Raw genomic sequence first — 22,987 nt, 5'->3', positions numbered from 1 at the left:
GCCGCCCGACGAACGCGGGCCCGGCAGAAGCAGTCTTCCTGTTTCTGCCGGGCCTTTTTTCGTCTCCGAAGCGAAGGTCTGAACGGGCGGCAACGCCTGCCCCTCACTCGCCACCGCGCCGCAGCCGCAGCGCCGAGACGAGGAAGAACACACCACCGATCGCCGCATAACCCGCGAGGTTGCGCAACGTCGCGTCCGCAGCACCCGCCTGCAGGACGAACGACGTCCCGGCAAGCGTCGAGATAGCACCACTGATGATCATCGGCCACTGCCCGCCGAGGCTGCGGCGCACGAGAGCGGCGGCGAGCTGCGCCACTCCGGACACGACGGCCCACACACCCCACACCTGCAGGACAGCCGGGATGCCGGACGTCACCGCGAACGCCAGACCCGCCGCCGCGAGCGTGCTGACCACGATGTTGGCGTAAAGGGCCGCGGAGGCCCGCCCAGCACGTGCCGCACGGCTGTCGACGACGATCGCGGCCACGTCGAAGAGCGGGTAGAGCACCAGCAACGTGCCGCTGACCGGCCCGATCTCCGTCGCGGTGAGGAACAGCAGCACCGCCCACACGACCGCGAACCCGAAGCGGACGAGGTAGAGCGTGCGGAGGGCGGGGGCGAGACCTGCGGGTGACGCTGCGGCGATGCTCACGAGGTGTCCTTGAAGTAGGGAGAACGTTCTTTCTGCTTCGACACTGTCAGCCGACCTCGCACCTGTCAAGACCGAACGTTCTCTCTGCTACCGTCGGAAGGGTGACCCGCACCGTGTCCGACGCCAGGAACCGCCTGCTGGGAACGGCCAGCCGGCTGTTCTACTCGGAGGGCCTGCACTCCGTCGGAGTCGACCGCATCCTCGCCGAGGCGAAGGTGACCCGTGCCACGATGTACCGCCACTTCGCCGGCAAGGAGGACCTCGTCCTCGCCTACCTGGCCGAGGCCGACAAGGCGACCCGCCACAACGTCGAGGCGGGCGTGGCAGCGGCGGCGGACGACGCGGACGCCGTGCGTTCCGTCGCGAGGGGCATCGCCGCGCACATCCGCCTGGAGGAGTTCCGCGGCTGCGCCTTCCTCAACGCCGCAGCGGAGTACGCCGATCCAGACCATCCCGTGCACAAGGCGGTTCTGGCGCACCGCCAATGGTTTCTCGACACCGTCACAGCCCTGCTCGCCCGCGTCGGCGATGCTCCTGCGGAGCGCGACGGCAGGCACTTCGTGATGCTGCGCGACGGCGCGATGGCGGCAGGCTGCCTCTCGGACCCGGGCCCGATCGGCGACACGCTCCTCGAAGCGGTGGAAGGCATTCTCCGAGCGCGCGGCTGAATCACCTGAGAACTGGGGAACATCGGTGTGGTCCGGGAATCCGAAGGGCGCCTTCTCCTCTGCTCTCAGCCCGAGTGAACTTGCGGCCGCACGGCATCAGCGGCTCATCGGGACGTTGGCCTCCAGCCAGGGCACGATCGCGGAGATGAAGCCGTCCGGGCTCGTCATGGGGCGGCCGTTCATGGTGGCGATCAGGTGCTCGACGCCGAACAGCGCGTCCCAGGTTCGGGCCCGCCGGTAGACGTCGGCGGAGACGGCAAGACGGACGTTGTCCCAGCCGTGCCAGGCCATCTGGGCGGCGTCGACGGCCGGGTCGCCGGGCATCGCCATGTCCCAGTCGAGGATGCCGAGCAGCTTCCCGCCGGCCGACCAGTGCACGTTGGAGCCGCTGAGATCGCCGTGCACCAAGGCATCTGGCACGGGTTCCAGGGCCAGGCAGGCGTCCAGGCGCCGCCGGCTCTCGGACTGCCAGCGAGTGGGCAGACGCGGGATGACCTCATCGGCGATGATCTCCGACCACGACGGACCCTGTGCCCGGTCGTCCAAGACCGCCAGCAACGCGCCATCTAGTGGCACGGAGCGCACGGCCTCCAGCACTTCTGCCACCTGCGACGGGTCACCGGCCCCCTCGGGCAGGGCGGCGCCGTCGATCCACGACACGGCGACGGCGGCCTGGTCGCCGAACGTGGTCACGGGCGTGAGCGGCTCCGGCACCTGGAACGGCAGGCCAGCGGAAGCCAGGTACCGCAACACTTCCACGCGGCGGGGCATGGACGCGGCGGCCAGTGGCCTCCTGCTGACCCGGACGGCGGCTGCACCTGGGATCAGCAGCACGCGGTGGATGTTGCCGTCGGGTGCCGCGAAGGCGTCGTCCAGACTTGTGCCGGGCAGCAGGGCGGACGCGATCTCCAGCAGGTCCGGGGCAGCCTTGATCATGTCCGGAACCTACAACTGATCGCAGAGGAGCTTCACATGGGCGAGTTCGTGGCGGCTTCGGCATTCCAGACCGAGGACACGGCCGCCGTGCTGGCCGCGGTCGGCGGCTTCGCCGCGGCGCACTCCTGGCCCGCTGTGCCCGTCGAGGACGCGGAGCCGGCGACCGCAGATGAGGTGCGGGTCTTCCCGGCGACGAACGGCTGGACGGTCGTCCTCTGGCCGAGTCACTTCACAGAGGTGGCAGCCGCGGAACACATGAGCCGTGCCCTGTCCGTCCTGGTCGGCACGGCACGCATCTACGACGGCGACTACTGGACCCACTCGCTGCTGCGCGACGGCGTGACGCTCGACCGGTTCGCCTCGATGCCGGACTACTTCACCGACGACGTGGACGAGGTCGCCCGCCTCAGCGCCGAGTACGCAGGCCGGCCTGAGGTGATCGCCGATGCCACCGGCAGCCCGGTCGAGCAGCTCGCCCCTTACCTCGTGCGCGTCGGGGAGGACGAGGACAGCGATGACGACGTCGAGCCCGCCGGGGTGAAGGCCTTCCCCGACGACGAGTTCGAGTTGGACTCGCCGTGGGTGTTCGTCGACTTCTGGCGCCGGTTCGGTCCGCGCTACCCGGAGGACCTGTCGGCGTGCGCGGCGCGGCTCCGCCTGGCACCGGGATGGCTCGACAAGCTGCCGACCGGAGATCCAGAGCTCTGAACCGACGGGTGCTCGGCCGTCGATCAGCCGATGTCGTGCCTGGCCGAGCGGGTGACCACCACGCGTGCCCGATACCTGACCGTCCGAGTTCAGGTATTTCGGCCCGGTGGTTCGGGTCGTCTGCGGCGAGCGCGGTCGTCGCAGACGTGTTCCGCTGGCTGATCGGCGATTTCAGGAGGTTCGTCATGTCCGGTCTGCTGGTCAAGAGTTTCGACAAGCCCGAGGAGACCCGTCCCTTCGAGCAGAGCACGGGTCATCTCGACCTGATCAACTCCGAGGCCGGCGCCGTCGGCCGCGCGGTGTTCGAACCAGGATGGCACTGGGCCGAGCACGTGAAGCCCATCGCCGGCACCGACAGCTGCCAGGTGGCCCACAAGGGCTACGTCGTGTCCGGCCGGATGAAGATCGTCATGGACGACGGCGAGGAGGCCGAGATCGGCTCGGGTGACTTCATGATGGCCGCGCCAGGCCACGACGCGTGGACGGTCGGTGAGGAAGCCTGCGTCATAGTCGACTGGCAGGGCATGGACGACTACGCCAAGCGGTGATCCCGGGCGAAGGCGTGACGGGGGAGCGGGCTGGAACTCTTCGGCGTTGCAGCCCGCTCGACCGGGCCGGGGTCTAGTACTTCGGACGGATCTGTCCTGGTGCCGGCTCTCGTACGATGACGACGTGTTCGCCCTTCTGCGGTCGGTGTGGGATGAGCCCCGGCCGGTGCGTGCGGCGGCGCGGCTGTGGTGGGACTGGGTGCTGGTCGCCCTGCTCCTGCCGGTTGCGGTGCTCGAGGTGGTGCTGCGGCCGGACCTGAGCTGGCGGGCCGGCTCGCTGGTGCTGGCGGTGGGGCTGCTGCCGCTGTTGTTGCTGCGCCGGAGCAGGCCGCTGTTCGTGGTCGCCGTCGCGTTCGGCGTGGCCGCGGTCGCCTCGCTGGTCTTCGGGGGCGAGCCCGAACTCACCGTGATGGTCTACATGGTGCTCTTCCCGTTCTCGCTGTTCCGGTGGGGTTCGGGGCGTGAGGCGGTGATCGGGCTGGCGATCATGCTCGGCAAGGTCGGGCTGTCGGCGGCGCTCGGCTTCCTCAGCGTGGGGGAGGCGGTGGGCGGCAGCGCTGTTCTCGGGACGGCGTGCGCCCTCGGTGCCGCGGTGCGATACCGGGCGCGGGCGAGGGCGAGGGAACTCGACCAGGTCAAGCTGCTGGAACGGGAGCGGCTGGCACGGGACCTGCACGACACGGTGGCGCACCACGTGTCGGCGATGGCGATCCGCGCCCAGGCGGGACTCGCGACGGCGGCGTCGCGGCCGGAGGCGGCGATCGAGGCGCTCGGCCTGATCGAGTCGGAGGCGTCGCGTGCGCTCACCGAGATGCGCACGATGGTGCGAGCCCTGCGCCACGACGAGCCCGCGGACCTGGCGCCCAGCCCGACCGTCGCCGACATCGAACGGCTCGCGAGCCCCGGCCGGCCAGGACCCGAGGTCGACGTGCGGATCGACGGGGCCGTCGACGACATCCCGAAGTCGGTGGGAACCGCGATCTACCGGCTCACCCAGGAATCGGTCACCAACGCCCGGCGGCACGCCCGGCACGCCACCCGCATCGAGGTGCGGGTCACCGTCGGCGACTCGTCCGTCCGCCTCCGGGTGAGCGACGACGGCGACACCGGCAACCTCCGCGGCGCCTCGGCGCAGGGGCACGGGCTGATCGGCATGACGGAACGCGCCGGCCTGCTCGGCGGCAGCTGCGAGGCGGGCCCGAACCCCGGCCGCGGCTGGACCGTGACCGCCGTGCTGCCGCTCACCGGGTCAGCCGCATGAGCGTCCGCGTCGTCGTCGCCGACGACCAGGAGATCGTCCGCACAGGACTCTCGATGATCCTCGACGCCCAGCCGGACGTGGAGGTCGTCGGCCAGGCACAGGACGGAACACAGGCCGTGGAACTGGCCCGCCGGCTGCGGCCGGACGTGTGCCTCTTCGACATCCGCATGCCCGGAATCGACGGCATCGAGGCCACTCGCCTGCTTGCCGGGCCCGGCGTCGCCGACCCGATCGCCGTCGTCGTGATCACCACGTTCGACCTCGACGAGTACGTCTACGCCGCACTGCGTGCGGGCGCCAGGGGTTTCCTGCTCAAGGACGCCGGCACCGCCCTGCTCACCCAGGCCGTCCACGCCGCGGCCTCCGGCGACGCCCTGATCGCCCCCAGCGTCACCGCTCGGTTGATCGAGGCCTTCGCGGACACCGGGCCCGCCGGCCGCGCCGGGCAGCTGATCGATCCGCTCACCGAACGGGAGGAGCAGGTCCTCGCCGCCGTCGCGGGCGGGCGCACCAACAGCGAGGTCGCCAAGGACCTCCACATCGCGCTCAGCACCGTCAAGAGCCACATCGCCAGCCTCATGGCCAAGATCGGTGCCAGGAACCGCGTCGAGATCGCGATCTGGGCCTACGAGACCAAGCGCGTCCGGAGCGGACCCCGGCGTCAGTAGCCGAAAGTACGACGAGCGGGTCGGACCATCGGCCGAGACGATCGCGGCCCTTGTGCCGATGAGGTGACACCGCCGCACGGGCCACGATCTTGTGCATGACCTCCTCCGCCAAGCTGGACAAGCTCATCCCGGCCGCGATCATCCTGTTCAGCGTCATCCCGGTGCTCGGTGGAGCCCTCCGGCTGGCCGAACTGGGCGGCGGCGCGGAGATCACACCGGACAACGCTCGGTTCTTCGCCTCACCCGTGCCCGTGGTGCTGCACGCCGTCACCGTCAGCGTGTACTCGATCCTCGGTGCGTTCCAGTTCGCTCCCGGCTTCCGCCGTCGCAGACGGGGATGGCACCGGGCGGCAGGAAGACTTCTGGTCCTTTGTGGACTTCTGGGCGCGCTGTCAGGTCTGTGGATGACCGTGTTCTACCCCAAACCCGCTGATGTGGGCGCTCTGCTCACCGGCACCCGGCTGGTGTTCGGCACGGCGTGGGCGGTGTTCATCGTCCTCGGGGTCGCCGCCATCCGCCGCCGGGACGTCGCCGGGCACCGCGCCTGGATGATCCGCGGTTTCGCGATCGGGCTCGGCGCCGGCACCCAAGCCGTGACGCTGACCGCGTGGCTCGTGGCCGTCGGCGAGCCCGACCGGCTCAGCAACGCGGTGCTGATGCTCGCCGCCTGGCTCATCAACCTCGCCGTCGCGGAATGGATCATCCGCCGCCCGGCGTCGCCGACTCGTCCGGTCCGCGCCGGACTCGCTCTCGAGGAGACTCGATGAAGGCAGTCGTCCAGGACCGGTACGGATCGCCGGACGTGCTGGAGTTCCGCGACGTGGAGCCGCCGGCGGCCTCCGGCAACGAGGTGCTCGTGCGGGTGCACGCGGCCTCGGTCAACGCGTACGACTGGCACATGATGCGCGGAGACCCCTACCTGGCCAGGCTCACCGGGATCGGAGTCGCCGCTCCCAGGAGGAAGATCCGCGGTCGCGACTTCGCGGGCAGGGTGGAGGCGGTGGGCAGGGACGTGCGGCGCTTCCGGCCCGGTGACGAGGTGTACGGCGACCTCGGTGCCGCCGACGGAGCGTTCGCCGAGTACGTGTGCGTGTCCGAGGACCTCGTCGAGACCAAGCCCGCCACCCTGACGTTCGAGCAGGCCGCCGCGGTCCCACTGGCCGGGCACACCGCGTTGAAGGGACTGCGGGACGTCGGAAACCTCCAGCCGGGACAGCACGTCCTCGTCAACGGAGCGTCCGGAGGCGTGGGCACGTTCGCCGTGCAGATCGCGAAGTCTTTGGGCGCCACCGTGACCGGCGTGTGCAGCACGAGGAACGTCGAGCTGGTGGCGTCACTCGGCGCGGACCACGTCATCGACTACACCGCGGACGACTTCACCAGGAACGGCACGCGCTACGACCTCGTCCTCGACCTGGTCGGCAACCACTCGCTGACCGGGTTGCGGCGCGCGCTCACCCCCGGCGGGACGATCGTGCTGTCCGGTGGGGGAGTGTTCGGCGGCGGCAGCGTCGTCGGGCCCATGTGGCTGATGATCAGGGCGAAGCTGCTGGCCCCGTTCGTCCGCGACCGGTTGCTGGTGCTCACCACGACGCTCGACCGGGAGATCCTCACGGCGCTGCGGCACCTCGCCGAGTCGGGAGGCTTCACGCCGGTCATCGACCGCACCTACTCGCTGGACGAGGTGCCCGACGCCGTCCGCTACGTGGAAACCGAACACGCCCGCGCGAAGGTCGTCATCACCGTGTGATCGTGAGGTGCCCCGGTGGACGCCAGCAGGCCCTGACCATGACCGAGGACGATCTTGCCCGCCAACACATGCCACATCTGGTTTGTAGGTCGGTGCGCGTGCCTCACTGATTTTGTGAGGCTTTCGGTGTTCGCATGGTTCTGACAACGTCTTGTATGGATTGCTTTGGCGCCAAGGTGTTGATGACGCCACTGAGGGCCCTTGCGTCCCAGTCGGACCTGCGCGTGGGATCTGCCATCCTTTTGCGGATCGCCGGAGCGGCAGACTTCAGCACAGTGATCAAGTAGGGATCGCTGGACGACTCCTGACTGAGCATCCGCAGCAGCCACATCGGTGCGTGAGCCACCAATTCCTCGTTGACCGGACGCAATTCCGGAGCCCAGCCGCTCTTGGTGGCGAACAGCAGGTACCCCTGGTCGGCAGGGCTGGGGAAGTCGCGTTCGTTCAGTCGTGCTCGCACGCGTTCCGCGGCATTGGCACCCCAAGCCGGATCACCGAGCTCTGCTGCCGCCCAGGCCACAGCGGGCGCGTGCACGATGTTGGGACGCACCTCCGGGTCGGTGAACGGACCAAGGCTGCTGCGGAGCCTTCGCGCGGTCGCACACGCGCGCGCCACATGGCGCCACACCTTGCTCTCGTCGAGCACGACGGTGTTCGTAATGGCGGCATCAACCGCCACCTGTGTGCTCACCAGCACTTTCGGTACCGCGTCCGGCAACACGACCTCCATCACGTCGGCCAGCCTGCAGAGGTTCTCCAGGTCGAGTTGCCGCCCGATCGAGCTCAGGTCGGTCTCGTACAGGTACTCCGCCAGAAGCCGCGCAGTCGCGGTACCACCACAAACATCAAGCGTGCGGATCAGATCGATTATGCCGGGAAGATCGGTTATCCGGCCCTGCTTGACCCGTCGCGCCATGCGGGTGACGTCGAAACTCTTTGCGGCGTCAGCGGCCCACTGCTCTTTCCAACCGGCGAACATGTGCAGGATCGCCGCGCAGGCCTGCGGGTTGGTGAACTTGTTCAGCGTGTCCGTGCGGGCTTCGTGCACGGCTTTGATCCAGCTGCCTTGAGGGTCGTTGGGTGTCAGGCCGGCGCGCACGAGGGCTCTGGCCGTGTGGGCCTGTGAGATGGGGTTCTGGTCGTATGCGGCGCTCCAACGCAGCGAGTGGGCGGCGTAGCCGTCCTTTGCGAGTTCCGCCAGCACTTCCTTGCTCAGGCCGGGTTTGACGTTCTCGTAGGCATTGATGACCGCGGCCGTCGTCGAGGCGTCGATCAGCATTGCCTTGCGCAGCCAGGCAGCGAGGGAGCACACGGCCTGCCCGTGAACTTTGGTGTTGGTCGGCTCGGTGCGCAGTTTGTCCAGCACCTGCCGGGCGCTGCCTCGATCCAGCGTGCTCAGATCGCCGATCCGGGTTGCCAGCAGGTTCGGCCAGCCGCCTGTGCGCAACCTGGCGGCCCACTCGTCCACACCTCCGGTCGCGGCGAGCATCGTCCTGCCCGCGTCTGGAACGTCGGCTTCGACGAGAGTCCTGGCCGCCTCGGCGCAGACCTCGAGTGCCGAGGTTCTCGTCCGAAGCCCGTCGGTGAAGGAGACCTCGTCCCACCTGTCCCGGTACATCGTTGCCACGGTCGGGTACAGGACGCGCCCCAGCCGATGCAGAGCGGCACGGGCCTGCGTGGTGTTCGCGGAGTACATGCCCTCCACCAGATCAGCGGGGGTCAGGTGTTCGCGGAGGCCCTGCAGCGCGAGCTGTCCCATCTCGGTGTCGGAGAGGAGCCTCAACGCGGCCAGCGGTCCCCAGTGCTGCCGTCGGCGCTTGACGTGGTTGGCGACGATCTCGAGCACGTCGTCGAGAACTTCCTCCCGATAACTGGCTTCCGCGTCCCAAATGCCCTTGATGAGGTAGTAGAGCGAGGACATGCGAGGGTCTTGTTTGATCAGCATGTCCACGGTGCTCTTGCCGATCTTCTCGGCGAGTTCGGTGGAAGCGAGTTCGTGACCGCGGTGAAAGAGGTTGTCGGCGAAATGCAGTGCGGACAGAAGCATCCCGGTGCTGCTCGTGTCCCGCAGCTTCGTGATCTTGTCGGCCAGCCGCCAGAGCAATCGCTGGTCCACCTGGCCGTTCTTGAAGAGGATCTCGGGGAGCAGCAGGGAGTTCGTGGTCGAGATCGCGCGGATGAGCGTGGCGGCTTCGACCGGCCATGCCGCGTCCAGAAGCCGGCGGACGGCCGCGGGAAACTCCGGCCAAACAGGGCCGATCAACGCCGTGGCCAGGCGCGGGTTCGAGGCGCGCAGATCGTTGATCGCGGTGGCCAACTCCGTCGCGGAGGCGTTGCTGAGCGCTGCCAGCATGGGCATGTGGTAGGGCTGGAACCTGAGTTCGTACTCCATCCAGTGGAAGCTCTGCCGCAGGTCGATCGAAGCGAAGAGCACCTGGATGCCGTCGTGTTCGACCGGCTCCCGCTCGAGCATGGCCTTCACGTCGTACTCGTTCTCCACGAGGAGCGCGGAGAGGTCGATGCTCTCGCGTGCCCGCAGCAGCCGCATCAGGTCGACGACCTTGCGCACCACCCGGTAGTCCCCGAGCCGGTCGTGGCGAACACCGCGCAGCACGTCGAGAGTGCGATCCGCGACGAACGGCTTGATCTCTTCGTTCTTCCAGTCGTAGCGGGCGAGTGCCTCGAGCAGTACGACGAGCTCCTCAGGTGTGCCCTCCTGCTGGTTGAGGAGGTCCTCGACCTGTTCCTTCAGCCACTCGGCGATGTCCCGAAGGGTGCGGTCCGTCAGGTCGGAGTCGATGTTCTTGACAACGCGGATCAGCTTCATGAGCGCGCTGGAACGCCACATCGGTTCGCCGGGGAGCCGGAGCCGGTTCACGAGTGTCTGGGCCAACGTCCGTGTCGCGTCGTCGTCGAAGAGGTGTTTGACGGCTAGCAGATCGTTCACGGCCTGTGTCGGGGCCATCGACGCCGCCCAGGACGTCAGCGGTCCGCCGTCTACCGCTCGTGCGGCCAGGTCCTTCGCCAGCTTCTGGTTGAACAACCAGATTCCGTTGAACAGGGTGGGCACCCGTGGTGCGAGCACGCGCTCTTCGGACTTGAGCAGGTCGTGCAACGTCGGCTCGAGGAGTTCGACGAGCACTTCGTGGCGCAATGCGGACCGCTCGGTCGCGCGGCCCGCTCCCGGTACCGTCCGTTCGGCCACGTGCAGGTCGATCAGGCTCAGGCAGTCGCGGAATCCGGTCAACGCCGAGGTGCCGGGCCATCTGCCCGGTATCACCCCGAAGATCTCGTAGTCGGTCTCCTGCAGTGCGTTCAGACTGCTGTCGGCCACCGCGCCGTCGCAGAGACTCATCGCCGCGACCAGCAGCACGGCTTCACGCTCGCTGTTGGCCATCTCCGTGAACCGCGCTTTGATCCGTGCGAACGGGTCATCGCCGGAGTTGAGCAGCTGGGTGAGCTGGCGCAGGTCCGTGACGACCGACGCGGCTTCGTGGGCTCGCTCTTCACCCGGTTTGAGCGTGGGTTCGTTGCGGACGAGGTCTTCGATGAACCGCTCTCGGGGACCTTTCCCGACCGGTGCGGTGATGACCGTCGTACCGCTGATGTCCCATTCCGCGCGGGAGTTGTCGTTGTACTCCAGGACGGTGAGGACACACGTGTTGGCTTCGATGGCCACGTGCCGAAGCATCGCGCTCACGTGGCTCTCGATGTTGTCATGCGGTTTCAGGCCTTCGAAGACGACGAGCCGTCTCGTCGCGGTGCTTCCGGAAGCACCGAGCGCGTGCTTCGCGACGAAAGCCGCCGTGGCGTTGTCCGGGAGCTTCGCGTCCGGGTTGGACAAGACGACGACGGCCCAGTCCTGTCCGCACTCGCGCAGCGTCCTCACGGCACATCGAATGATGCAGCTCTTGCCGGAGGAAGGGGTCCCGCCGAGAACTGCGGTGACGTTGCGGCTCGTTTCGATGAACAGCCGGCCGAGCTGGAAGCTCTGTGTCGTGTCGATGTCGGGCAGCGGCTGTTCGGGCGGAGCGGAACCGTCGACGAAGTCCCACTCCGTCGCCTTGAGCTCAGCGAGGTGGCGCTCGACCTTCCACTGGTCCCACGCCGTGCCCCAGAGCTCCTGCGCAGCGGCGTCGAGGGTTACCGGTCGAGCGACGGTGATGTCCTGGTTCTTGGTGTCCGGATGCTCCGGGCGAATCCACCGCCACCTGTTGTTGCCCGGTATGAGGAGTTCTCTTCGCTCGGCCTTCATCGCGTCGACGAGTGCGGTGAGCCCCGGTTCCTCCTGCTTCTTGCCGAACAGGGTGGCGCTGTCGCGCAAGTAGCGTCCGTCGCCCATCTCACCGAAGAAGAGCACAGGCGGTGCGCCCAGACCGGTGATGCGGCCGAGGTGCCACAACGCGACCGGCAGCGTCGCCCCGGTCGTGTCCAGCTCGACGCCGGCCGGCCAGCACACGTGGGTCGGTTTGATCTCTTCTTCCCAGACTTCCGGCCACATCAGGGAGAACTCGCCCAGGACCGAATGCAGCGCTTTCTCCACCTGTGCGGTCTTCACGACCTGGGTGTCCCACAGGACTTCGTTCGCGGTGTGCGCCGTCAGCGTCGTCCACCGCCCGCCCGGCGCCCGCACGGCGATCCTCGGTCCGTCCTGTGTGGACTTCGCGGGTGCGGCGCCGGTCGCCGCCACCTGTTGCGCGAGGGAGAGCAGGTCCGGCTGCGCTTCTTCAAGGGCGGCCCACTCGGCGCCGTCGAGGGCTGCCAAGTCGGTGAGAAGGGTCGCCCCGTCCTGAACACGTGCCCAGGAGAGCAGGTCCGCCTGGTCCGCGGCCGTCCCGTCGAGAAGGGAGCGCACGACCGCGGCGTGGAACTCGCGAATCGGTTCCACGGCGCCGGCGGCGCCGACAGCACCGGAGAGAACAGCGCGCGCCAGTTCGAGACCGGCCGTGATGTGGTCGCGTTCAGGTGCCGCGCTCATGGGTCATTACCTCTCGTCGGGCTGGAGCGGAGCAGGTGGCTTCAGTGACAACAGGCCTGACGGCCTGGCCACCAGCACGCTGGACGAAGCGGTGAGCGCCACCCAGATGGGTTCGTCGTCGAGCACGACCTCGACCGGTGCCTCGCCACCGGTGAACGAGTACTGGACGAGCTTGCCTTTGACGTCTCCGGAAGCGCAGCCGATGACCGCGCCCCGGTGGTCAAGCGCGGCCGCGCGCACACCATGCACGGCTTTGCCGTGCGGCAGGTCTCGTTTTTGGTTCGCGTTGCGCAGATGCAGGATGTTCGCCGTGTCGACCGCCAGGAACCGCTGTCCGTCGGGGGATGCCGCCGTCTGGCGGAGCGCCTTGCGCACCGGAAGCGTGGAGACGTCCGTCCCGTCCTGATCATGCAGCCGCAGCCGGCGCACCCGGCCGTTCACGGTGACGCACCAGCAGATCGGCTGCTCGAGCGAGCCGGTCAGGTGCGTCGAGCGCACGTCCGAGTCCAATGTGGTGAATCGTCTGGCGTGGGAGGAGCGCAGCGGTGCGGTCCAGACCTCGTTGCCCAGCGTCAGCACCATCAGACCGGAGTCGTGAAGTTCGGCGGAGTCCGGCTTCATGTCGAGGGGGAGTCGCTCCGCAGGGCCGTCCTGCCCGCAGCGCACGAGCCACAGTTCGCCGTTGGTGGTCGTGACCAGTACGACGTCCTCATCGTCGACGGTGGCGGCGCTGAGGGATTTCGGCACCGCGTCTGTCATTTCCAGCTTCGACCGGGCGGGAGCACCGCTGGTGATCAGGAAGAACTCCAGCGCGTCCTCCGCGTTCATGGTCACCACGACCGATCCGCAGTACGCGGCGAGATGGGTCAGTCGTTCGAGGTGCGGCCTGTCCGGCTGAACCCACTCGACCTCCGGTGCTCGGCTGGTCCTCCCAGCCAGCACCGGTACCTTGAAGCGGCGTGCGGCGATCTCCAGCAACAGTGCCCGATCGTCGCGGGGCGCCCTCACCGCGAGCACTCGCATGACCCGCGAGCGGCGAGCCAGTTCATCGCGTTCCAGCAGCCGGACCGCCATCTGCACGACGGCGGGCGCCGCGTCGAGCAGGAAGCCGGGCTGGTCGATCAGCCGGCCATGTGCAGTCTGCTCCTTGGCGCCGTGTGCGACCAGCACACGCACGGCGGGATCGATCGTTTCCCAATCGACCTCGTCAGGGGCGGCCAGTTCGGGCAGCCGGGCGAGAAATCTTGATCTGGTGCTGATGCCCGCGGTGCGCGTGCGTTCACGTTCCTCCGGGGCGAAGGACAAGGTCGGACGCCAGCGCGCGCTTCCGTCCTGACCCGGCATGTTCACCACCAGGGGACGAAGCCTCTCCGCGCACGCGGCCAGCGCGTCGGCGTCCACCGGCTCACCGTTCTCCTGCGTGGCGACGACGGCCCAGGTGGTCGCGGTCAGCGCGATCGACTCGTCGTAGGAACACAGCCCCCACAACGATTCCACGAGTGCCTGCGCGATGTCCTCGTCGAACTGCGCCGAGAGGACCTCGATGCACAGCCGCTGGGCCGCCTTGGCCCCGTGGCGGTCTCCGCGAGCCTTCGCATTGCCCGCGCGGCCGTCTTCTGCCTGGTACGCGCTCATCGCCGCGACCGCGACCGCGAAGCTGATTCCCCACCTGACCGCGAGCTTGGCCGCGCTAGAACCCCTCTCCGGCGGTTCGCTCAGCGCGAGCCGCCGGAGCACGTAGTCGTGGACGTCCTGATCGGGGTACCCGCCGAACCGATCGAGGTCGCAATTCCGCGTGGCACCGGGCACCTCGACGATGGTGTCGTTCGGCAGGCCGACCACCAGCCGGACACCGGGCGCACCGGTCAGCGCGCCGAGCAGGTCGGTCCAGTCGTCCTTCTCATGCAGCTGGTCGAGCACGACGACCAGGCCGTCCGTCGTTTGCAACGCGGTGACAAGAGCGTCGAAGTCGCGACTGGCCACTCCGAACTCTTCCGCGAGACGGTTGATCACCGCGGTGCGCGTGCCGGTCGCCGCCACGGCGCGCACTTTCTGCGAGGGCCAGAGCAGCCTTTGCTCAGCTGGGAGCAGCTGCGGCGCCGCCGTGGTGATCATGAAGTGGCCGAGCACCGCGCTCTTGCCGGACTTCGGTACGCCCGTGACGAGCAGTGTCTCCGGTGTTCGAGCCGTCGCGTGCTGCCGGATCACCATCATGGCCAAGGTGCGCCCGGTGAAGAAATAGCCCGGTTGTGTCGAACTCGAGACGCCGCGGGCGTGGGCGGCCCACGGCACGGTTATGGGCAACTCCTTGGCGGCCGGCGGTGCGGGGTTCTGGTACTGCGGGTTCGGCAGGGCGCGGCATCCCAGCTCGGAGCCGGTGAGCAGACGAGCGCTCTGCGTCGCCCTGAGCTCCGTGGTGATGTCGTTGACCATGATGGACGGCTCGAAATGAGCCGACGTCCACGACGGTGCCGAGTGACGTGTCAACCACTTGGCGAAAGCGTCCGCGAATCTGCCCTGCTGTGCGCGCTCGCGCCGCCTGCTGGCGGCGATCAGCCAGAACTCCTTGTCCGCGTTCGCGCTGCCCGGTTGCAGCATGGCCTGTGCGGCGCCCTCGATCCCGTTCTGGGAGTAGCACGCGTCCACGATCAGAATGACCTGTCTGAGGCTTTTGCGTTCGTTGAGGACGTCCAGGAAAAGGCGTGGTTGCAGAGCCGAGATTCGCGATTGGCCTGACGTCACGAGCGCATAAGGCGGGCTTGCCCTGCCGTGGCCGGTGCAGTAGATGACGAGTGTTTCGTTCGAACCCGAGGACGGCTGGTTCGCCCATCCGTCCAGTTCCGAGAGAAGGTCGTCGTGGCAGTGCTCGTCACTGTCGAAAGGAAAGAGTTCCTCCAGTCCCAGTGATGCCAACGCGGCGCGCATTGTGCGAAGTTCGTGTGGGACCTTGGTGAGGTTCTTGAGATCGGTGACGTGATCGTAGTTCGCGACGCCGGACAGACAGAAGTACGCACCGGTCACGACAGCGCCTTGTCAATGCGTTTGGAGGTCCAGACGTTGTCCAGGTACTGGAGAGCCGAATGCGGATTGGGGAGCCGGTTGGTGCACGGCAGGTCCTCGATGTCCGGGTGGAACAGTGGTGCCAGGTCCTTCACGAGGGCGACCGGGTCCAAGCCGGCGGCGATGTTCGTCCAGGTACGTGCTCCGTCGGGCCAGCGCGAGCGGTCCATCGGCTGGTGCAACTGCTTGCGGATGGTCTCGTACCCGAGTGGTGAGCCGATCGTGATCAGCGCCGGCGGCTCGTCAGGCCGGTTGCGCTGCAACCAGTCGTAGGCGATGACCGAGCCGAGCGAGTGACCGATGACGACTTGCGGACGGGTCTCCATGGCGTTGCTGACCTCGGCGTGCACCAGCCTGCGGAATTCGTCGTCTTCCAGGTAACGGCGAACCTGCTTGATGAAACCGACGAGTCTCGACATCACGCCTTCGGCCAGGTCGCAGTTGACCAGCCGGATGAGGGCGTCCCGACCGCCCTTGTGCCCATCGGTCTCGTCCGGCAGCGTCGCCGCCATCGCCTCGGCGAACTCGGTTTCGAATCCCTCGTCGAGATCGGCCTCGGTGTAGTGGGGGTCGTCGCTCGCCTTGCCGTCGTTGTACTCGTGGCCGTAGAAGGCGCTCTCGAACGTGAGAGTGTCGGTGTGCGCACTGCGGACGTTCTTCAAGCCCCTGGTGATCGCAGCAAGCCACTCCTCGTGCATTTGCGCGCGCGCAGATCGGTTATTCCAGATGCCGTGGATACCGACGATGTGAGCCATGCGTCCCCTCGATGCTGACGCGCGGCGAGCCTCTTGCTCACGCCACGTACACAGCTATTCGATGCAGGGAGTGGTGATCGTTACACCTGCAGAACAGACAGGACAATCACAAACGGCTGACTGCAAGCGGGAACAGCTTCGCGAACGACCGTTGGAACAAGGAGTGCACTATCGCCTCGGCGATGGCCGCCGACCACGACTGACCTGGTGACTGGCTGCGCGTCGGCCGTGGCGAAGGCGTCGTCCAGCCGTGCGCCGGGGAGTGTCGCGGAGGTGATCTCCAGCAGGTCCGGGGCCGCCTTGATCATGTCGGGACCTGCAACGCGAAGGGCGGATGCTCGGCGTGAGCATCCGCCCTTTCGGCGTTGTCCGTGTCCAAGCACGAAGTCGCGCACTATTCGCCCGCGTGGTCCGCACAGGCCTGTCACAGAGTGATGAGGACCTTGCCTTGGGTGTGACCGCCCTGGACGTAGGTGTGTGCGTCGGTGGCCTTCTCCAGCGGGTAGCCGGCCTGCACCCGCGGGGTGTAAGCCCTGGCCTCCCCGAGCCGGAAGGCGTCCGCGAGGTTGACGGCGGCGTTCGTGTTGCCCGCGATGATCGCGACGCCGAGGGCGGCGGCGCCGAAGTCGGCCACGGTCACGACGCGAGAGGCGTCGCCGACGAGGGCGACGATGTCGGCGAGCGAGCCGGAGCCGGCGGTGTCCAGCGCGGCGTCGACCCCGGCCGGGGCGACCGCGGTGACCCGCTCGGCCAGGCCTTCGCCGTAGGTGACGGGTGTCGCGCCGAGTTCGCGGAGGAAGTCGTGGTTGGCCTTGCTCGCGGTGCCGATCACCGTGGCGCCGCGGGCGGCGGCGATCTGCACCGCGGCGGAACCGACACCGCCGGCGGCACCCTCGACGAGCACGGTCTTGCCGGCGAGGTCACCGAGGGCGTTGAGGGCGGCGATGGCGGTGGCGGAGACGAGGCCCGCCGCGGCGGCCTGCTCCACCGTCCAGGTGCTGGGCACGGGAGCCCAGGCGGCGAGCACCGCGTGTTCAGCGGTGGTGCCCTGCCCCAGGCCGAACACCCGGTCACCGGACTTGACACCGGTGACGCCCTCGCCGATCTCGTCGACGACGCCGGTCGCGTCGCTCCCGGTGATGGCGGGGAACGTGGTCGGCATGATCTCGGACATGTAGCCGGCCCGGATCTTCCAGTCGATCGGGTTCACACTTGCGGCCTGGACCCTGATCCGGATCTCTCCGGGCCCGGCGTGCGGAGCGGGGGCGTCCTCGACGGTGAGGACGTGCGGGTCGCCGAACTCGTGGAAACGAACTGCACGCATGGCGGTCTGCCTTTCGGCCGAAGGGATTCCCCCCAGCTGGGCGGCAACCAGTGTGACCCCGGACGCGACTTCCGGCGCGTCAGCCGAGGTCAGTACGTGCCGCAGCCGGCAATCCATCTCGGTTCGCGTGCCACGACCGTGGAGAGGAAGGGCCGGTCCGTGCACGGGCGCCGCCCGGCCGCGAGGATGTCCGCTCTGAGCTCCTGGAGGTAAAGGGCGCCGGGCATCAAGTCCACGAGCTCCCCCTGGCAGTGCGAGCACCTCGTGCTGTGTTGCCGGAACTCTTGGGTCTCCTCGGCGGTGAGCAGGCCGAGGAGGTAGCTGCCGGCGGACAAAGCGTGCGGACAGGCGTCGGTCACGGGCTCCTCCACTTCTGGGCGGCGGAAAAGGGTGGACGAGCGGCGGCGTGGGGCACAGGCCGCCGCCCGTCCGGAACGGGCGACCCGGTGAGGGGGCAGTCAGGTCGCCCGGATGTCGTGGCGCGTCAGCGGTTCGAGCGAGTGGGTTTGCCAGGCGCGTGGTCGGACTTGCCGGGCTTCTCGCCGAGCAGGTCGGCGCAGAAGCCGGGCACCCGTTCGGCGCCGCCCGCGGCCGTGATCAAGGCGCTGAACGCCGGGTTGTCGTGCGACTTGCCGTGTTCCGAGCCCGCGCCCGCCGTGTAGGCCTGGCACAGGCCCTTGAGCGACGGTGAGGGAGAGGCGCTGTTGTCCGGCTTCTGCTCCGGCCCCTTCGGCTTCGCGGCCGTGGTGGTGGCGGACGTCGTGCTGACGACGTTCGTACCGGCGGGCATGGTCGGTTCCTCGCGCTGCTGACCGGGCAGCGTGCCCGCCGCGGCGGCCAGCGCGATGCCGCCGGCGGCCAGCACCGTGACACCGGCGATCTTCACAGCGAGCAGGTTCGCCAGTGCGGCCTTGAGCATCCGGGGTCTCCATCGCTGAGGGGCGGTAGCGAGACGAGCGTCGCGGAACGCCGCCATGGCGGCCTGCTCACCGGCCAGCTCCTGGTCGCGGGCAGGCGCACCCGCCGCCGCGAGCAGGTCGCTCAGCCGGTCGCGTCCGGCGACCGGCTGCCGTCCGGGCGCGTTGCGCAGCAGCTGCTCCGCGGTGCGCCGGTCGATGCGACGGGAACGGTGGGTGCTCATCTCATGTCCTTCAGCGTCAGGGCCCGGTTTTTTGTCACTCCGACGATGTCGGCCCTGGTGGGGGCGTTGTAGCGAGGTGCTCGGCCAGCGCCCGCAGGCCACGGTGCGCCGCGGTGCGCACGGCACCGGCCCGCTTGCCGAGCACCTTGGCCGCGGCCTTCGCGTCCAGCCCGACGACCACCCGCAACAGCACGGCCTCGGCCTGGTCCCGCGGCAGCCTGGCGATCATGGCCAGCGCGGCGTCGGTCGCCGCGGAGTCCAGCGCCGCCTGAGCCGTGTCCTCCGGCCCAGCGGGCTCGGCGACGTCCTCGACGGTCCCGTGCACGACCGGCCGGCGCTGCTGACGGCGGAGGTGGTCCATCGCGCGGTTGCGGGCGATCGTGGTCGCCCAGCCGCGGAACCCGTCGAGGTCCCCGCGGAACGATCCCAGGTCCCGCGCGATCTGCAGCCAGGCATCGGACGCCACGTCCTCGGCATCGGCTCCGACCAGCACCTGGAGGTACCGCAGCAGCTTCGGCTGGATGTCCCGGTAGAGGGCGCGGAAGGCGTCCTCGTCACCTCGGCGCGCTGCCGCGAGGACCGTTTCCCCGGAGGAGTTTCCTGGGCTCGCGCGGCGCATCGACCACGCGACACCGGGGATCTCACCGCTGTCGCCGAACCTCGCCGCACTCTGCACGCGCGGCATCCTGAACGACTATTCGTCTCATGCCAAGTCTGCGCTGTCCGGGTGGAGGCGTGCACGTCCACTGTGGATCGTCCGCTCCGCGCAGGTCAGCGGGTGCACTCGGATCGAGCGGACGTACGACAAAGCAAATGAGGCCACCTTGTCGGTGACCTCATTTGCTTGATCATCTTCAGTGTCCGAGGGGGGACTTGAACCCCCACGCCCTTTCGGGCACTAGCACCTCAAGCTAGCGCGTCTGCCATTCCGCCACCCAGACTGATGTGAACAGAATACAGGGCGTCCGGAGGGGCCTGAACGCGGGGCTACGATCGGCCCCGTGAAGGTGATCGTCGAGGCTGATGGCGGCTCCCGGGGCAACCCCGGTCCGGCCGGGTACGGCGCGGTCGTGCGCGACAAGCTCAGCGGTGAGACGCTGGCCGAGCGCAAGGGTTTCATCGGCGTCGCCACCAACAACGTGGCCGAGTACCAGGGGCTCATCGCCGGGCTCAGGGCGGCCAGGGAGCTGAACGCCGAGACCGTCGACGTGCGGATGGACTCCAAGCTCGTCGTCGAGCAGATGTCCGGGCGCTGGAAGATCAAGCACCCCTCGATGCAGCCCCTCGCCAGGGAGGCGCAGGAGGTCGCGCGCGACTTCCAGAAGATCACGTACGAGTGGATCCCGCGTGAGCGCAACCGGCAGGCGGACAGGCTCGCGAACGAGGCCATGGACGACGAGGCCAAACCCCAAGCGAACCAGGAGCCCCAAGAGGCCGAAGGTGCCAAGCAGCCGCACTGGAGTGGTGCGGCGGGCGAGCCCACGCGGCTGATCCTGCTGCGGCACGGGCAGACGAAGCTGTCGGTCGACCGGCGTTACTCGGGGCGGGGCGACCACCCGCTGACGGACCTCGGGCTGGAGCAGGCAGAGAAGGCCGCGGCGCGACTGTCCAAGATGGACGGCATCGCGGGCGTCATCTCGTCACCGCTGCAGAGGGCGCAGCAGACCGCCCGGAAACTCGCGGACAAGATCGGGCTCGAGGTCGTCACGCACCAAGGGCTCATCGAGACGGACTTCGGCGCGTGGGAGGGGCTGACGTTCGCCGAGGCGAGCAAGCAGGACCCCGAGGTGCACCGCAGGTGGCTGGGCGACACGTCCGTGAAGCCGCCGAACGGCGAGAGCTTCGACGAGGTGCACGCGCGGGTTCGCAAGGCGCGCACGGACATCATCGCGCGGTACGGCGGCAAGACGCTGGTGCTGGTCAGCCACGTCACGCCGATCAAGACGTTGCTCCGCCAGGCGCTGGACGTCGGGCCGCAGTTCCTGTTCCGGATGCACCTCGACCTGACCGGGGTGTCGATCGCCGAGTTCTACCCGGACGGGCACGCGTCGGTGAAGCTCGTCAACGACACCTCGCACCTCGGCTGAGGTCAGCGCGATGTGGAGCGGTCTCACCATCGGTCTTCCCCGGAGCAGCGTCCCAGGGAGGAGCAAGTGTCAGCTGACCTTGCGCAGCCGAGGCGTCAGCGCCGTGGTGAACCGGTCGGTCGCGGCTTCCAGAGCCGCAGCCGAGGAAGGTGTGCCGACGTTCTGGTCCAGCACGAACTCACCGCACACGACCTGGTCCGCGCCCTTGGCCGCGAGCAACGGGTGCAGCGCGTAGTCCATCGCCACCAGGAAGCCCTGGCTGCCGCCCGTCGCCAGCGGCAGCACCGCACGCCCGCGCAACGCCTTCTTCGGCAGCAGGTCGAGCAGCGCCTTCACCAGCCCGCTGTACGCCGCGCGGTACACCGGCGAGGCGACCACGAGGCCGTCCGCGGCCAGCACGCCGCTCACGGCCGCGGCGATCTCCGGGTCCCGCAGGTCCTCGGTGAGCAGCGACAACGTGGGCAGGGAGCGCACGTCGAGCAACGACACGCGGTGCCCGGCGGCCCGCAGCTGTTCCTCCACGAACGACACGACGACACCGGTCGGCGCGGAGTGGGACGGTGCACCGGAGATGATCAGCAGATCGGACATGACAAGGCACTCCCTGAGTTCGCGGCTACGAAGAACGCACTCAGAGGCGGCAACACAGGCTTGCTGCCACGCGGCCGTAGTCGACGTGGCGACGTCGTGTCATGGCTGAAGTCAACCAACGTCCGCACCGGTGGACAACCGGTTCCAGCGGCTGGGATATCCTCGGAGAGCGGATGAGTCGGCAGGGCGGCCGCGGCAGGAGACTGTCGAGGAAAGTCCGGACTCCACAGGGCAGGGTGGTTGTTAACGGCAACCAGGGGCGACCCTCGGGACAGTGCCACAGAGAACAGACCGCCGAGGCGAAAGCCGCGGTAAGGGTGAAACGGTGGTGTAAGAGACCACCAGCGCCCCAGGTGACTGGGGCGGCTAGGTAAACCCCACCCGGAGCAAGGCCAAGAGGGCACCGGATCGCAAGTGAAGGTGCTGCGCGAGCGTTCGAGGGCTGCCCGCCCGATGCTCGCGGGTAGGCCGCTAGAGCCTGTCGGCAACGGCAGGCCCAGATGGATGGCCGCCGACTGGGACCTCGGTCCCATGAACAGGATCCGGCTTACATGCCGGCTCATCCGCCTGTATGCATGAAGTCATGCTCTCGCATCTGGAATGCGCCCGCTGCGGCCGCGAACACGACGCCGACGCGGTCCAGAACCTCTGCCACGAGTGCGCCTCGCCGTTGCTGGCCCGCTACGACCTCACGCGCGTAGCCCGCCCGACGACCGAGAACTCGCTGTGGCGCTATCGCGACGTCCTCCCGGTCCGCGACCCGGACCCGGCGTTCAGCCTCGGCGAGGGCATGACGCCGCTCGTGCCGTTGCCCGCGCTGAGCCGGGCGCTGGACGCGACCGTGCTGATGAAGGACGAGTCGCTCATCCCGACCGGCTCCTTCAAGGCCCGAGGCGCGGCCGTCGGCGTGGCGAGGGCGAAGGAGCTCGGCATCGAGGGCATCAAGATGCCGACCAACGGCAACGCGGGCGCGGCCTGGGCCCTGTACGCGGCCCGCGCCGGCATCCGCAGCGTCATCGCGATGCCCGAGGACGCCCCGCTGATCACCCGCGAGGAGGTCGAGGCGAGCGGCGCCGAACTGCGGATCGTGCCGGGCACCATCGCCGACGCCGGCAAGGCCATCGCGGACGTCGACCTCTTCGACGCCTCCACGCTCCGCGAGCCGTACCGCATCGAGGGCAAGAAGACGATGGGCTACGAGATCGTCGAGCAGCTCGGCTGGCGCGTCCCCGACGTGATCGTCTACCCGACCGGCGGCGGGGTCGGTCTGATCGGGATTCACAAGGCACTGCTGGAGATGCGCGAGCTCGGCTGGATCTCCGGCGACCTGCCGCGGCTCGTCGCCGTCCAGTCCACCGGGTGCGCGCCGATCGTCCGGGCGTTCGAGGCGGGGGAGGCGGAATCGGCCTTCTGGCACGATGCCTACACCAGCGCGTTCGGCATCAACGTGCCGAAACCGCTGGGGGACTTCATCATCCTGCGGGCCATCAGGGAGACCGGCGGTACGGCACTGGCGGTGACCGACGAGCAGATCGCCGCCGACCGCGCCGAATGCGCCCGTCTCGAAGGCGTGTTCCTCTGCCCGGAAGGTGCCGCGACGATCAGTGCGGTCCGGGCGTTGCGCGAGGACGGCTGGCTTTCGGCGGACGACGAAGTGGTCGTGCTGAACACCGGAGCGGGCATCAAGTACCCAACTGTCCGCCTCTAGATCCCGCACTGCCCCAAGGGTGTTACAGAATTTCGGCCGTTCGAGTGGCGCGCCCGCCGGAACTGGCCACCCTCGGTATCACCGCGAACGACGCCAGATCCTCCTGTCAGACGGCCGGCCCCTGCAGCCGGCCGTCCCCAAGGGAGGGAAGA

At 68.5% G+C, this 22,987-nt stretch carries 20 protein-coding genes, 1 tRNA gene and 1 other RNA gene; 10 read left to right on the top strand and 12 right to left on the bottom strand.

Going from position 1 to position 22,987, the window contains the following annotated elements; all coding sequences use genetic code 11:
- Positions 1 to 103 precede the first annotated feature (103 nt).
- Positions 104 to 652: a hypothetical protein gene (locus SK571_RS40130; RefSeq protein ID WP_319989347.1), complete on the bottom strand. Its 549-nt coding sequence runs from the start codon at positions 650 to 652 to the stop codon at positions 104 to 106.
- A gap of 113 nt (positions 653 to 765) precedes the next feature.
- Here SK571_RS40130 and SK571_RS40125 point away from each other — a divergent pair, with 113 nt between their 5' ends.
- Entirely contained in the window at positions 766 to 1,320 is a 555-nt protein-coding gene (locus tag SK571_RS40125) for a TetR/AcrR family transcriptional regulator (RefSeq protein WP_319989385.1), read from the top strand.
- A 96-nt stretch (positions 1,321 to 1,416) separates the two neighbouring features.
- Here SK571_RS40125 and SK571_RS40120 read toward each other — a convergent pair whose 3' ends face one another.
- Positions 1,417 to 2,256, bottom strand: coding sequence for a phosphotransferase family protein (locus tag SK571_RS40120; protein ID WP_319989346.1), 840 nt, complete (start codon positions 2,254 to 2,256; stop codon positions 1,417 to 1,419).
- Positions 2,257 to 2,292: 36 nt separating this feature from the next.
- On the opposite strand from SK571_RS40120, the gene SK571_RS40115 reads away from it, so the two are divergent.
- The 6 genes from SK571_RS40115 (at position 2,293) to SK571_RS40090 (ending at position 7,191) form a co-directional block, all read left to right on the top strand.
- Entirely contained in the window at positions 2,293 to 2,964 is a 672-nt protein-coding gene (locus tag SK571_RS40115) for a hypothetical protein (RefSeq protein ID WP_319989345.1), read from the top strand.
- Positions 2,965 to 3,149: 185 nt separating this feature from the next.
- Positions 3,150 to 3,512 carry a cupin domain-containing protein gene (locus SK571_RS40110; RefSeq protein WP_319989344.1) on the top strand — a complete coding sequence of 121 codons (363 nt, stop codon included), beginning with the start codon at positions 3,150 to 3,152 and terminating at the stop codon, positions 3,510 to 3,512.
- 124 nt (positions 3,513 to 3,636) lie between these two features.
- On the top strand, positions 3,637 to 4,773 hold the full coding sequence (locus tag SK571_RS40105) for a sensor histidine kinase (protein ID WP_319989343.1): 1,137 nt from the start codon (positions 3,637 to 3,639) through the stop codon (positions 4,771 to 4,773).
- Positions 4,770 to 5,441: a response regulator transcription factor gene (locus SK571_RS40100; protein WP_319989342.1), complete on the top strand. Its 672-nt coding sequence runs from the start codon at positions 4,770 to 4,772 to the stop codon at positions 5,439 to 5,441. Before SK571_RS40105 ends, SK571_RS40100 begins: the two co-directional genes overlap by 4 nt.
- Before the next feature lie 95 nt (positions 5,442 to 5,536).
- Positions 5,537 to 6,208, top strand: coding sequence for a DUF2306 domain-containing protein (locus SK571_RS40095; protein ID WP_319989341.1), 672 nt, complete (start codon positions 5,537 to 5,539; stop codon positions 6,206 to 6,208).
- The gene (locus SK571_RS40090) at positions 6,205 to 7,191 is read left to right on the top strand and encodes an NAD(P)-dependent alcohol dehydrogenase (protein ID WP_319989340.1); all 987 of its coding nucleotides are present in this window, start codon (positions 6,205 to 6,207) and stop codon (positions 7,189 to 7,191) included. The genes SK571_RS40095 and SK571_RS40090 overlap by 4 nt, the downstream gene beginning before the upstream one ends.
- A 103-nt stretch (positions 7,192 to 7,294) precedes the next feature.
- Here the strand turns inward: SK571_RS40090 and SK571_RS40085 are convergent, their stop codons facing one another.
- The 9 genes from SK571_RS40085 to SK571_RS40045 all read right to left on the bottom strand — a co-directional run bounded on the left by SK571_RS40085 (position 7,295) and on the right by SK571_RS40045 (position 19,390).
- Positions 7,295 to 12,169, bottom strand: a complete 4,875-nt coding sequence (locus SK571_RS40085; RefSeq protein WP_319989339.1) for a hypothetical protein — start codon at positions 12,167 to 12,169, stop codon at positions 7,295 to 7,297.
- 6 nt (positions 12,170 to 12,175) lie between these two features.
- A complete protein-coding gene (locus tag SK571_RS40080; protein WP_319989338.1) occupies positions 12,176 to 14,815 on the bottom strand; it encodes a hypothetical protein in 2,640 nt (879 codons plus the stop codon).
- A gap of 371 nt (positions 14,816 to 15,186) precedes the next feature.
- The gene (locus tag SK571_RS40075) at positions 15,187 to 15,984 is read right to left on the bottom strand and encodes an alpha/beta fold hydrolase (RefSeq protein WP_319989337.1); all 798 of its coding nucleotides are present in this window, start codon (positions 15,982 to 15,984) and stop codon (positions 15,187 to 15,189) included.
- 80 nt (positions 15,985 to 16,064) lie between these two features.
- Complete coding sequence (locus SK571_RS40070) at positions 16,065 to 16,292, bottom strand: hypothetical protein (protein ID WP_319989336.1); 228 nt, start codon at positions 16,290 to 16,292, stop codon at positions 16,065 to 16,067.
- Positions 16,293 to 16,408: 116 nt separating this feature from the next.
- Positions 16,409 to 17,308, bottom strand: coding sequence for an NADP-dependent oxidoreductase (locus tag SK571_RS40065; protein ID WP_319989335.1), 900 nt, complete (start codon positions 17,306 to 17,308; stop codon positions 16,409 to 16,411).
- A gap of 89 nt (positions 17,309 to 17,397) precedes the next feature.
- Positions 17,398 to 17,667 (bottom strand): hypothetical protein, encoded by a 270-nt coding sequence (locus SK571_RS40060; RefSeq protein WP_319989334.1) that lies wholly within the window; start codon positions 17,665 to 17,667, stop codon positions 17,398 to 17,400.
- A 125-nt stretch (positions 17,668 to 17,792) separates the two neighbouring features.
- Positions 17,793 to 18,449, bottom strand: coding sequence for a hypothetical protein (locus tag SK571_RS40055; protein WP_319989333.1), 657 nt, complete (start codon positions 18,447 to 18,449; stop codon positions 17,793 to 17,795).
- Positions 18,450 to 18,483: 34 nt separating this feature from the next.
- Complete coding sequence (locus SK571_RS40050) at positions 18,484 to 19,125, bottom strand: RNA polymerase sigma factor (RefSeq protein WP_319989332.1); 642 nt, start codon at positions 19,123 to 19,125, stop codon at positions 18,484 to 18,486.
- Positions 19,126 to 19,307: 182 nt separating this feature from the next.
- Positions 19,308 to 19,390 (bottom strand) — tRNA-Leu (locus SK571_RS40045).
- Positions 19,391 to 19,456: 66 nt separating this feature from the next.
- Between SK571_RS40045 and SK571_RS40040 the strand changes: the two genes are divergently transcribed.
- Positions 19,457 to 20,536, top strand: a complete 1,080-nt coding sequence (locus SK571_RS40040) for a bifunctional RNase H/acid phosphatase (protein ID WP_319989384.1) — start codon at positions 19,457 to 19,459, stop codon at positions 20,534 to 20,536.
- Positions 20,537 to 20,605: 69 nt separating this feature from the next.
- Here SK571_RS40040 and SK571_RS40035 read toward each other — a convergent pair whose 3' ends face one another.
- Positions 20,606 to 21,127: an NAD(P)H-dependent oxidoreductase gene (locus SK571_RS40035; protein WP_319989331.1), complete on the bottom strand. Its 522-nt coding sequence runs from the start codon at positions 21,125 to 21,127 to the stop codon at positions 20,606 to 20,608.
- A 174-nt stretch (positions 21,128 to 21,301) separates the two neighbouring features.
- On the opposite strand from SK571_RS40035, the gene rnpB reads away from it, so the two are divergent.
- Positions 21,302 to 21,693, top strand: an RNA gene (gene rnpB, locus SK571_RS40030) — RNase P RNA component class A.
- 17 nt (positions 21,694 to 21,710) lie between these two features.
- Positions 21,711 to 22,835, top strand: a complete 1,125-nt coding sequence (locus SK571_RS40025) for a threonine synthase (RefSeq protein ID WP_319989330.1) — start codon at positions 21,711 to 21,713, stop codon at positions 22,833 to 22,835.
- The last annotated feature ends 152 nt before the right edge of the window (positions 22,836 to 22,987 follow it).

Origin of the sequence: Lentzea kristufekii (assembly GCF_033949925.1) — a bacterium.
Lineage (GTDB): Bacteria > Actinomycetota > Actinomycetes > Mycobacteriales > Pseudonocardiaceae > Lentzea > Lentzea kristufekii.
The sequence above is the reverse complement of the archived record's forward strand: the minus strand, read 5'-3'. Positions and strand labels throughout refer to the sequence as shown.

What these genes read in the sequence shown, in the direction of transcription:
- SK571_RS40120 (WP_319989346.1), bottom strand. Translation starts at nt 2,256, where the DNA reads ATGATCAAGGCTGCCCCGGACCTGCTGGAGATCGCGTCCGCCCTGCTG.
- SK571_RS40115 (WP_319989345.1), top strand. Translation starts at nt 2,293, where the DNA reads ATGGGCGAGTTCGTGGCGGCTTCGGCATTCCAGACCGAGGACACGGCC.
- SK571_RS40110 (WP_319989344.1), top strand. Translation starts at nt 3,150, where the DNA reads ATGTCCGGTCTGCTGGTCAAGAGTTTCGACAAGCCCGAGGAGACCCGT.
- SK571_RS40100 (WP_319989342.1), top strand. Translation starts at nt 4,770, where the DNA reads ATGAGCGTCCGCGTCGTCGTCGCCGACGACCAGGAGATCGTCCGCACA.
- SK571_RS40095 (WP_319989341.1), top strand. Translation starts at nt 5,537, where the DNA reads ATGACCTCCTCCGCCAAGCTGGACAAGCTCATCCCGGCCGCGATCATC.
- SK571_RS40090 (WP_319989340.1), top strand. Translation starts at nt 6,205, where the DNA reads ATGAAGGCAGTCGTCCAGGACCGGTACGGATCGCCGGACGTGCTGGAG.
- SK571_RS40085 (WP_319989339.1), bottom strand. Translation starts at nt 12,169, where the DNA reads ATGAGCGCGGCACCTGAACGCGACCACATCACGGCCGGTCTCGAACTG.
- SK571_RS40075 (WP_319989337.1), bottom strand. Translation starts at nt 15,984, where the DNA reads ATGGCTCACATCGTCGGTATCCACGGCATCTGGAATAACCGATCTGCG.
- SK571_RS40070 (WP_319989336.1), bottom strand. Translation starts at nt 16,292, where the DNA reads ATGATCAAGGCGGCCCCGGACCTGCTGGAGATCACCTCCGCGACACTC.
- SK571_RS40065 (WP_319989335.1), bottom strand. Translation starts at nt 17,308, where the DNA reads ATGCGTGCAGTTCGTTTCCACGAGTTCGGCGACCCGCACGTCCTCACC.
- SK571_RS40055 (WP_319989333.1), bottom strand. Translation starts at nt 18,449, where the DNA reads ATGAGCACCCACCGTTCCCGTCGCATCGACCGGCGCACCGCGGAGCAG.
- SK571_RS40035 (WP_319989331.1), bottom strand. Translation starts at nt 21,127, where the DNA reads ATGTCCGATCTGCTGATCATCTCCGGTGCACCGTCCCACTCCGCGCCG.
- SK571_RS40025 (WP_319989330.1), top strand. Translation starts at nt 21,711, where the DNA reads ATGCTCTCGCATCTGGAATGCGCCCGCTGCGGCCGCGAACACGACGCC.